This is a genomic window from Candidatus Sordicultor fermentans (genome assembly GCF_012728195.1).
Classification (GTDB): Bacteria; Atribacterota; Atribacteria; order Atribacterales; family Caldatribacteriaceae; genus Sordicultor; species Sordicultor fermentans.
Genome location: NZ_JAAYFP010000023.1, coordinates 1 through 10,579 on the forward strand (window position 1 = coordinate 1; position 10,579 = coordinate 10,579).

The 10,579-nt window shown below is 42.3% G+C and carries 8 protein-coding genes and 3 tRNA genes; 7 read left to right on the top strand and 4 right to left on the bottom strand.

Annotation, left to right across the window (positions count from 1 at the left end):
- The 4 genes from GXZ17_RS01040 to GXZ17_RS01055 all read right to left on the bottom strand — a co-directional run.
- Nucleotides 1–123: GTP-binding protein (locus tag GXZ17_RS01040; RefSeq protein ID WP_409375441.1), on the bottom strand; the 123-nt coding region annotated here is incomplete at its 3' end.
- 43 nt (nt 124–166) lie between these two features.
- Nucleotides 167–241: transfer RNA gene (locus GXZ17_RS01045), tRNA-Thr, on the bottom strand.
- A 20-nt stretch (nt 242–261) separates the two neighbouring features.
- A tRNA-Tyr gene (locus GXZ17_RS01050) sits at nt 262–348 on the bottom strand.
- A gap of 5 nt (nt 349–353) precedes the next feature.
- Nucleotides 354–429: transfer RNA gene (locus tag GXZ17_RS01055), tRNA-Thr, on the bottom strand.
- 961 nt (nt 430–1,390) lie between these two features.
- On the opposite strand from GXZ17_RS01055, the gene GXZ17_RS01060 reads away from it, so the two are divergent.
- From GXZ17_RS01060 to GXZ17_RS01090, 7 genes are all read left to right on the top strand, one after another.
- Nucleotides 1,391–2,413: a LacI family DNA-binding transcriptional regulator gene (locus GXZ17_RS01060; protein ID WP_409375436.1), complete on the top strand. Its 1,023-nt coding sequence runs from the start codon at nt 1,391–1,393 to the stop codon at nt 2,411–2,413.
- A gap of 183 nt (nt 2,414–2,596) precedes the next feature.
- On the top strand, nt 2,597–4,441 hold the full coding sequence (locus GXZ17_RS01065; protein WP_409375442.1) for an ABC transporter substrate-binding protein: 1,845 nt from the start codon (nt 2,597–2,599) through the stop codon (nt 4,439–4,441).
- A gap of 64 nt (nt 4,442–4,505) precedes the next feature.
- Complete coding sequence (locus GXZ17_RS01070) at nt 4,506–5,513, top strand: ABC transporter permease (RefSeq protein ID WP_409375437.1); 1,008 nt, start codon at nt 4,506–4,508, stop codon at nt 5,511–5,513.
- A 31-nt stretch (nt 5,514–5,544) separates the two neighbouring features.
- Nucleotides 5,545–6,381 (top strand): ABC transporter permease, encoded by an 837-nt coding sequence (locus GXZ17_RS01075; protein WP_409375443.1) that lies wholly within the window; start codon nt 5,545–5,547, stop codon nt 6,379–6,381.
- A gap of 5 nt (nt 6,382–6,386) precedes the next feature.
- Nucleotides 6,387–7,382 carry an ABC transporter ATP-binding protein gene (locus GXZ17_RS01080; RefSeq protein ID WP_409375438.1) on the top strand — a complete coding sequence of 332 codons (996 nt, stop codon included), beginning with the start codon at nt 6,387–6,389 and terminating at the stop codon, nt 7,380–7,382.
- Nucleotides 7,379–8,380 carry an ABC transporter ATP-binding protein gene (locus tag GXZ17_RS01085; protein WP_409375439.1) on the top strand — a complete coding sequence of 334 codons (1,002 nt, stop codon included), beginning with the start codon at nt 7,379–7,381 and terminating at the stop codon, nt 8,378–8,380. The genes GXZ17_RS01080 and GXZ17_RS01085 overlap by 4 nt, the downstream gene beginning before the upstream one ends.
- A gap of 145 nt (nt 8,381–8,525) precedes the next feature.
- Nucleotides 8,526–10,579, top strand: a 2,054-nt coding sequence (locus GXZ17_RS01090; protein ID WP_409375440.1) for a glycoside hydrolase family 3 N-terminal domain-containing protein, incomplete at its 3' end; no start/stop codon positions are given.

Genomic DNA, 10,579 nt, shown 5'->3' on the forward strand with positions numbered 1-10,579 from the left:
TAATCCCATTTTGGATAAAGTCTGAGTCATAGCTGCAGTAAGAGTAGTTTTTCCATGGTCTACGTGTCCAATAGTTCCTACATTAACGTGAGGTTTCTTTCTTTCAAACTTTTGCTTTGCCATAATCCATCTATCCTCCTTATTTATCTCTTTCCCGAATGAAAAATGGAGCCTACGACCGGGATTGAACCGGTGACCTCGCCCTTACCAAGGGCGCGCTCTACCACTGAGCTACGCAGGCTAGCTACTTCTTCTATGTTATGGTGGGGAGGGTAGGATTCGAACCTACGAAGGCGTTCAGCCAACGGATCTACAGTCCGCCCCTTTTAACCACTTAGGTACCTCCCCACAAATGGAGCCGGTGATCCGACTCGAACGGACGACCTGCTGATTACAAGTCAGCTGCTCTCCCAGCTGAGCTACACCGGCGACCTTCTCGCCCGTGCCTCAATAAATATACCGAAAGGCGAGAAGAATGTCAAGAGAACTAGCAGTAGTTTATCCATAACTATTTTTTTCCTATTTTTTTCCTATTTTCTTGCTACTTTCAGCCTTTTAAGTTCTTCTCTGATAACTTCATAATTCACCAATAATCTCGTAAAACAGACGCATTGTCAGCTCCGGGAGGCGGAATATTCTGTAACGCAAGATTATAGTTAACCACAAAAACTGCGGCAATATTCTTTTCTCCTGTACTTTACTCATTTTTCCCCAGAATTATTACGGGCAATTTTGCCCCGGGATATCATCACGAGCCTCGTTTACTCGTCTCTCCTGAAGTGGTTATCCGGGTTTTTAGCAATGATGTAACTTGCTTTTCAAAACGAAAGAAGGGGTTCTCCTCTTATAGCTCCCGGCTCCCGCCATTATCCCCGAAATTTAGTCGGGAATCTAAGTATCCTTGCCTTTAAATACTCTGGATTCCTGATAGAGACATTCAGGAATGACGGGTAAGGGGGTGATAGAGACATTCAGGAATGATGGGTAAGAGAGTGATAGAGACATTCAGGGGTAACAAACAAAAGAAGAAAGGGGGTCATAGGGAGTTTACCACCTATAGTCGGGGTTATGAGAAGGCAGAGCCTCCTCATAGTTTGATTCAGTAATGGACAAATGAAAGAACAGTTGAGAGAGTGACCTCGTTTTTTCTGCTTATAAATTATAAATAAAGAATAAAAAAGAGAGACTGCTATACCAAGGAATATACAAAAACCATAATACCTTGGGAGATTACCATGTAGCTTGAAGAATGAGACTTGCTATATAGCAAAAGAGATGGTTTCTAATCGTTTTAACTCGCGACTTTTTTTCTGCTTACCATTGACAACTAATTTAAATATAATCTATACTAATGTTAGTTTATTAAAACGATTTAGCTAAGGAGAAAAACGTGTCTGTAACTATTAAAGATGTAGCAAGGTTAGCTGGTGTATCCCCGGCCACAGTATCAATAGTTCTAAATGGAAAAGGTAAAGTTTCAGAAGAAACCCGAAAAAAAGTGGAAGAAGCAGCACAAAAATTGGGATATCGCCCCAATATTGTAGCTCGAAGCTTAGTAAGAGGTAAAACCAATACCATTTTGCTCTGTGCTTTTATTAAAGAGCAGGAAAAACTTTCTGCTTTTTATGGAGAATTGATTAACCGCCTTTTGGCTGCCATTTCTCGGGAAGGATATTACCTTCAAATAGTGGTAAAGGGAGAGTTCTTTAACGGTCACCCTTTAGATAAGCGAGAGGCTCTTTTAAACATTGCCCGTAATAGTCTCTTTGAAGGTCTGGTTGTTCTTTCTCACTGGCCTATTCATTATTCTGAAGTTAGTGACTTAGTCAAGGAAAACTTCCCTTTTGTCATTGTTAACCAGCGAGTGGAAGGAGAAGGAGTAAGTTATGTAGATATTGACCACTATGGTGGAGCAAAAGAAGCAGTCAAATATTTAATAGAAAAAGGTCACCGGCAGATTGCTCATCTGCGAGGTCCCAGAGAACATCGCCATGCGGAAGAGAGATACCGAGCTTATATAGACACTCTTTTAGATTTTGGTATTCCCATTAAAAAAGAGTATGTAGTAGAGGGGAATTTCCGCCGGATGAGTGGAAGAGAAGCAATGGAAAAGTTGCTTCAAATTTCTCCCCTTCCCACTGCAGTTTTTGCCGCTAACGATAAAATGGCTATCGGCGCCTTACAAGTAGCCAAAGAGAGAGGCATTAAAGTTCACGACGATATCGCCATCGTCGGCTTTGATGGAATTGAAGCAGTAAAATACACTGACCCGCCCCTCCCCACAGTAGAGCAACCCTTAGGAGAGCTGGGAAAAGTTGCTGCTGAACTTTTAGTAGAGAGCATAAAAGGAGGTGAGGTAAAAAAGATAGTTTTACCTTGCCGGTTAACAGAGTGGGAAGTTAACCATCTTTAGTTTTCCAAAAGGTGGATGCATCAAAGTATAACCAGAGTAATTCCTACCAAAAAGATAGGGGGTGAGAAAAACTCAGAAACGACAGTTTAAGCACAAAAAAATAACCAGATTATATTTAAAATGGAGGTGTGATTAGTGAAAAGAAGTTTTTCAATCTTTTTTGTGTCTTTGTTAGTACTGGTGATGGGCTTTGCCCAGGCAGGCTTTGCCCAATTAGCTGAAGATATCCCCAGAGAAAAAACATTTATTGCTGACGTATTAACAGGGAGAGTAGGTACTCCAGCTAACTTTAACGTGTTCACCACTGCCTGGAGAAATCCGGATAGAGGCGTACAACAATTAATGCTCGAACCTCTATGGCTAGTTGATTACGTAACCGGCGAGGTCATAAACGCCTTAGCTGCAGAAGGTCCTATTTACAATGAAGACTTCACTCAGATGACGGTAAAGCTGAGAGAAGGTTGCCAGTGGAGCGATGGTGTCCCCATAACTGCAGATGACATAGTATATGGAATAGAGTTATGTATGCAGGACTCTGGGATGTCTTACAACGCCCCATTTAATTTGTATGTGGATAAAGTATATAAAACCGATGACTATACAGTAGTGTTTGAATTTAAAGAACCCAATGCTCGATTCCATGCTAACTTTATAGACAGATGGGGTGGATGGAGACCTTTCCCCAAACACATTTTTGAAGAAGCAGAAGATCCTCTATCCTTTGATTTTAACCCTCCCATAAGCAGTGGCCCATATGTGCTCAAAGATTTTGATCAGGCAGGTTACTGGACTCTCTGGGAGCGAAGAGAAGATTGGGACAAAACCCCCACTGGAATATTGTACGGTATGCCCCCACCTGAATATGTGCTTTTCTACTACTATGGAGATGCAGCAAACAAAGTAATCGCTCAAGCAAATCACAACTTAGATATGACCGATTTAACTATGGAAGCATTCCGGGCAATATTAGAGAGAAACGAATATTCAAGAGGCTACAGAAAAGAATACCCCTGGGTGGTTAATGTGGATCCTTGCATGACAGGTTTAACTCTCAACAATGACGTATCCCCATTCGACCTGAAAGATGTCAGATGGGCTTTAACTCTGGCGATAGATATAGTAGACTACATTGGAATAGCTTTTGATGGAGCGGCTCCTATGGGAGTCCTACATGTGCCTCCTACACCTGTATATCAGGAATGGTACTATAAACCCCTAGAAGAGTGGCTAAAGAACCTCACCTTAGATATAGAAATTGATGGTGAGCCTTTCAAACCTTATGACCCTGAGGCACCCTTCCGACTTGTTGAATATGTAAAAGAGAGAGGCTACGATGTACCAAAAGAGCCTGAAGCAATCAGAGAGATGTTTGGACCGGGATGGTGGAAATATGCTCCTGATGTGGCAGAACAATTACTGCTCAGAAATGGATTTACAAAAGATGCAAACGGGAAATGGCTCCTGCCTGATGGAACTCCCTGGAAAATCGCTATAACTGCTCATCCCAGCCCCTCACACCCTCAACATCGTAACTCACTCGCTGCCGCTCAGCAGTGGAGAAACTTTGGAATTGATGTAACTGTGAATCCCTCAGAAGCTTATGCAGCATTAGCTCAAACCGGGGATTATGTAGTAAATGATAACTGGCCGGCGATAGAGCCCTGGGGAGGACATCCTGATCTCTATCGAGTGCTGAGCCCTTTCCGGACTTCCTACTATAGACCCATTGGCGAACAAGCAGTTGGTCATTCTTCGAGATGGTACAACGAGAAGTTGGACAAAGTTATAGAAGAAATGGAAAAAGTTGATTGGGACAGCGATAAAAACCTGCAGCTGGGAATGGAAGGTTTAAAAATTTTAGTTGAAGAAATGCCCACCATTCCCACGTTTGGTTATCCAGGAGTGGTAGCCTGGGATGAATATTACTGGACCAACTATCCTGGTGCTGAAAATCCCTACACTCAGCCATACCATCACTGGCCCAACTTCAAATATATGCTTCCCTTCTTAAGACCTGTAGAAAGATAAAATCTGATACCCTACCAGTGCCCCGTCCGGGGCACTGGTAGGGGTAAGTTTAGAGGTGGGGTCCGTGCTATTTTTTAAGAGATACTTATTACCAAGAATAGTTCAGTTTTTAGTAGTAGTTTTTGTAGGGATAACTATAGTTTTTATAGTACCGAGGCTAACTCCTGTTGATCCCGTTCAACAAGTCATCAATCGAATAACCGCGCAAGGTGCCTTCCTGGATCCCGCTGCGGTTGATAGTATGCGAAAATCACTAACTGAGTTGTATGGTTTAGAAGGCAGCATGCTTCAGCAATATTTCGCTTTTTGGGGAAGGTTGTTTCGAGGTGATTTCGGCCCTTCCTTATTCCAGTTTCCTATCCCTGTCACTCAACTGATAATGACCTCTCTACCCTGGACAGCGGGGTTACTGATTTCTACCACCCTGATTTCCTGGATAGTGGGCAACCTCCTGGGAGGATTGGCAGGATATTTCAAAGATAGAAGATGGGCAAAAATACTGGATAACATATCTATGGTTATAAGACCTATACCCTACTACATATTTGCCCTGTTGCTTCTTATACTGTTTGCCTACCTCTTCCCCATTTTCCCCTCCGCGGGAGGCTACTCAGTGGGAAGGAGAGTAGGATTCAACTGGGCTTTTATCTCCGATGTTTTGGTGCACTCTTTTCTCCCTGCCACTTCTTTAGTAGTTCTGGGAATAGCAGCAAACTTTATGACTATGAAGCTTATAGTTTCAAATATAGTAGCAGAAGACTACGTTATGTATGCCAAAGCGGGAGGGCTTAAAGAATCAAAAATAGCTTTCAAGTATGTACTAAAAAATGGATTGTTACCCCAGATAACCGGCTTAGCTTTATCTCTGGGACAAATATTTGGAGGAGCTTTGATAACCGAAATAGTGTTTTCCTATCCTGGAATAGGAACTTTAGTATATGGAGCCATCAACTCTGGGGATTACAACCTGATAATGGGTGTAACTTCTCTCTCAGTTATAGGGATAGCAGGAGCAACGTTGATAATCGATCTCCTATACCCCCTCTTTGATCCACGAATAAGACATAGATGAGGTGACTGCCTTGGAATCTTTTAAAGAACTGATGAAAGATGGGAGATTCAAATTTGCTTTCATAGTGATATGTGTTCTTGCTCTTATGTCTATCCTTTCTTTCTTTTCTCCCTATAATCCTCTTAAATGGAATGTAGTGCCTCGAGACCTGCCGCCACGCTGGCCTCACATATTGGGAACTACCTCCCAGGGACAGGACTTATTCTGGCAATCTACTTTTGCCATAAGGAATTCACTGATCATAGCCCTGATAGCTTCATCAATATCGAGAGTAATCGCAGTAATAGTGGGGTTAATAGCCGGATATAAGGGAGGAAGAGTGGATACCATTCTTATGTCCATAAACGATAGTTTTGTAGTCATGCCTCTTTTGCCCATTCTCATACTGATAGCTTCGGTGATGAGAGAGAACTTAACGATGGTAACTTTAGGACTGATACTGAGTTTATTCGGATGGGCCTGGGATGCTAGGGTTATAAGGTCTCAGATACTGAGCTTAAGAGAAAGAGAATTCACATACACAGCGATATTGTCGGGCACCAGAACTTTCAGCCTGGTAATTAAAGAGTATTTTCCTTTCATAATACCGATAATGTTTTCTACAGTGATAAACAACATGATATGGGCAATAGGAATGGAAGTAACGCTGGCTATATTAGGTTTGACTAACATAGAAGTGCCTACCATAGGCACTATGATTCACTGGGCGGTTAATTACCAATCTATGCTCCTCGGGTACTGGTGGTGGATATTGACACCAGTCGTAATATCTATATTACTATTCGTAGCTTTATATTTGCTTTCCAGCAGTTTAAGTGAGTATCTTGACCCCCGAACCAGAATTCAAAGAATTGGAAAAGCAGGGTAATAAAAATGGATATCTTGAAAACAGAAAATTTAAAATCTTATTATATCCTGGATATGGGAGAAACAAAAAAAGAAGTAAAAGCGGTAAATGACCTAACTATTAATATCCATGAAGATGAAATATACGGGATAGCCGGAGAAAGTGGCTGCGGGAAAAGTACATTTCTAAAAACCATATGTAAATTAGTAGAGCCACCCTTGAGGATGATAGGAGGAACTATATACTACCAGATAGACGGGAAATATGTAGAGGTAACTGAAATAAAAGAGGAAGACTTCAGAAAACTACGATGGAAATATATATCTTACATTCCTCAGGGCTCTATGAACGCCTTAAACCCTATAATAAGAATCAGAGAGTCATTCAAAGATTTCTTCACTGCCCATCAGAAAATAGAAAATGAGGAGAGAGATTTTGAGGAACCATTAAAAAAACACCTATCAGCCCTGGGATTGCCAGTGAGAGTCTTAAAATCTTATCCTCATCAACTCTCAGGAGGAATGAGACAGAGAACTACCATTGCCTTAGCTACTATTTTGAAACCCAGAATAATAGTGGCTGATGAGCCCACCACTGCCCTCGACGTAGTAGCTCAAAGAGCAGTGATACAGCTCTTGAAAGATATTCAAAAATTACAGAAAAACACGATAATTTTAGTCACCCACGATATGGCAGTGCATGCCAATATTACAGACAGAATAGGAATAATGTATGCTGGTATGTTTGTAGAAGAAGCCAGGACTGATGATATATTTGAAAATCCTCTTCATCCCTACACTAAATTTTTAATTGCTTCTCTTCCCAAAATGGGAGACAAAACCTATAAGCCCAGCGTACCAGGTGTTCCACCGTCGCTCTCTAACTTGCCACCAGGGTGTCCTTTCCATCCTCGATGCCCTTATGTCATGGATATCTGCAAAAAAGAAATACCACAGCTGGTGGAGTTGAACACCGAGCATAAATCAGCCTGTTTCTTGAATTCCAAGGAGAGAGTAGAATGAACAGGAAAAACGATAATCCAGAAAAAGAGATAGAAAAAGAAGGGCTAATAAAAGCGAAAAAATTACAAAAGGTGTTTGTTGTAGGAGGGGGATTTGCCCGGAGCAGGCTTCTGGCAGTGGATGATGTATCCTTCCAGGTGAACAAAAATGAAATATTCACTTTAGCTGGAGAAAGTGGCTGCGGGAAAACAACAGTATCAAAGATCCTTTTAGGCTTTCTCGAACCCACCCAGGGAGAAGTATACTACAGAGACAAAAACATACTCGAACTCCAAAAATGGGAAGAAAAGAAGCAATTTATGAAAGAAGTGCAATCCATATTTCAAAATCCTTTTGAAACTTTCAATCCCTTGAGGAAAGTAGACAGTTATTTGCACGATACTGCCAAAAACTTTGGGATGAACGGGAAAAAGAGAGACAAGAAAGCCGTAGAAGAGGCTCTCCAATCAGTGGGGTTGGGTATGGAAGAAGTACAGGGAAGATATCCCAGTGAATTCTCTGGAGGACAGCTCCAGAGAATATCCATAGCCCGGGCATTAATAACTAAACCATCTCTTTTAGTAGCTGATGAGCCGGTCTCTATGGTGGATGCTTCACTGAGAATGTCAATAGTTAACCTCTTCAAAGAGTTAAGAGATGAGCACAGTGTCAGTGTTTTATACATAACCCACGACCTTGCCACCGCTTATTATGTGAGCGATAGAATAGGAATAATGTTTCGAGGAAACATAGTAGAAATGGGTGATGTAGAGGAAGTGCTGATGAATCCCAAACATCCCTATACCCAGATGCTAAAGGAATCCATACCAGAAGCTGACCCCAAGAAAAAATGGACAGAAAGGGTGAGTATAACCGAACTGGAAACTGAAGAGTATATGAGGAAAGGATGCAAGTTTGCCGGGAGATGCCCGTTTGTTGAAGAGAAATGTAAAGACTTCATGCCAGAAGAATTTTTTGTTGATGGAAGAATGGTGAGATGCTGGCTATATGAAAAGTAAAACAAACAGAACCACCATGCTTCCAGGTATTGGTAATTTTCAAAAAATTAGCAATAAATTATTGTAGCAGCGAAGAGCCTTCTTTAGTCGGAGAAAAATAGGCTAGAATGCTCTGCTCTAAATCACCCAATAGGAGGTTAGTTATATGGAAACTACAACTAAATTAGTTAATGATCTACTATCCCGCATGACCTTGGAAGAAAAAGTGGCTCAGCTTGGTTCTGTTCAGGCTCGTCACCTGTTAGAAAACGGCCAATTTTCTCGGGAGAAAGCCCGAGAACTTTTAAAAAATGGCATAGGACAGATCACAAGAGCAGCCGGTGGAACAGGCATGGAGCCAGAAAAAGTAGCCGAGCTGGTCAATGAAATTCAAAAATTTCTGAGGGAAGAAACCCGCCTCGGAATTCCAGCTATGATTCACGAAGAATGCTTAAGCGGCTTTACTGCGTGGGGGACAACGGCCTTCCCCCAGGCCATAGGTATGGCCAGCACCTTTGAACCTGAGGTCATTCAAAAGATGACCTCGGTAATAGGAAAACAATTGAGAGCTGTAGGCGCTCATCAGGGATTATCTCCAGTTCTCGATATTCCTCGCGACCCTCGCTGGGGACGGACAGAAGAAACTTTTGGCGAAGACCCCTATCTTGTATCTCAAATGGCTTCTGCTTATATAAAAGGTCTCCAGGGAGAAGATTTTGAATCAGGTATCATCGCTACCGCCAAACATTTTCCTGCTTATGGAATCTCTGAAGGAGGAAGGAATTTAGCTCCTGCCCGGGTTTCGGAACGAGAATTAAGAGAAATATTCCTCTTTCCCTTTGAGGTGGCGGTAAGAGAGACCCGGGTTGGCTCAGTTATGAACGCCTATCATGAAATAGATGGTATACCTTGTGCTGCCTCTCAATTGTTTTTAACCAAAATTCTGCGTGAAGAATGGGGATTTGAGGGATTGGTGGTTTCTGACTACGGAGCTATAAGAATGTTAGAAAACTTCCATTACGTAGCCGATAGTGCTCAGGAAGCAGCCATAAAAGCCCTGGAAGCAGGAATAGATATTGAGCTTCCCAATATTGACTGTTATGGAGAACCACTGCTCGAAGCGGTTCGAAAAGGATTGATTTCAGAAGAAGTGATAAATGAATCAGTAAGAAGAATGTTAAGGGCAAAACTTCTTTTAGGACTCAGAGAAAGAGAAAAAATCGAGATAAGTCTTCAGGAAGCAAAGAAAGCCCTCGACTCTCCCGAAGACCGGGAGCTATCCCGAGAGATAGCTCGAAAGTCTATAGTTCTCCTGAAAAACGATGGAGTGTTACCCCTGAAAAAGGATTCAGGAACTATAGCGGTTATAGGGCCCAACGCTAATAGTACAAGAAACTTACACGGAGATTATAGTTATACAGCACATGTAGCCTCGGAAGAAGATGCGGTGGAGACGATAAGCGTGCTGGAAGGAATAAAAAATAAAGTCTCTGCGAACACTAAAGTTCTTTATGCTCAGGGATGTGATCTTCTGGACACTTCTTGCGATGGTTTCCAGGAAGCACTGGAGCTGGCAGAGCAATCTGAGGTTATTATTGCAGTTATGGGGGAAAATAGCGGTCTTTTTAAGAATTCTATTTCTGGAGAAGGAAGTGATCGGGTGGATCTAGACCTCCCCGGGGTACAAAGAGAACTCCTTCAGGCTCTCAAAGAAACCGGGAAACCCATAGTTTTAGTTTTAGTTAATGGCCGACCGCTTTCCATAACGTGGGAGAAAGACAACGTCTCTGCCATTTTAGAAACCTGGTATCCCGGAGAAGAAGGAGGAAACGCCATAGCTGATGTGCTATTCGGTGATTATAACCCCGGAGGGAAACTCCCCATCTCCTTCCCGCGAAGCGTAGGACAGATTCCAGTTTATTATAACCGGAAACCCTCTTCTTTCAACGAATACATAAACACTGACACCCAGGCTCTTTTCCCCTTTGGGCACGGTCTAAGCTATACCGAGTTTTCTTACTCAGACCTAAAAATTACTCCTTCCCAGGTCAACTCCTTAGAAGAAGTCAAAATAAGTTTTAAAGTCAAAAATACCGGAAGTCGAGTGGGAGATGAAGTAGTGCAACTGTATATCCACGACCGGGTAGCCTCAGTGGAGCGACCGGTAAAGGAGCTCAAAGGATTTAAGCGCCTTACTCTCCAGCCTGGTGAAGAAAAAGA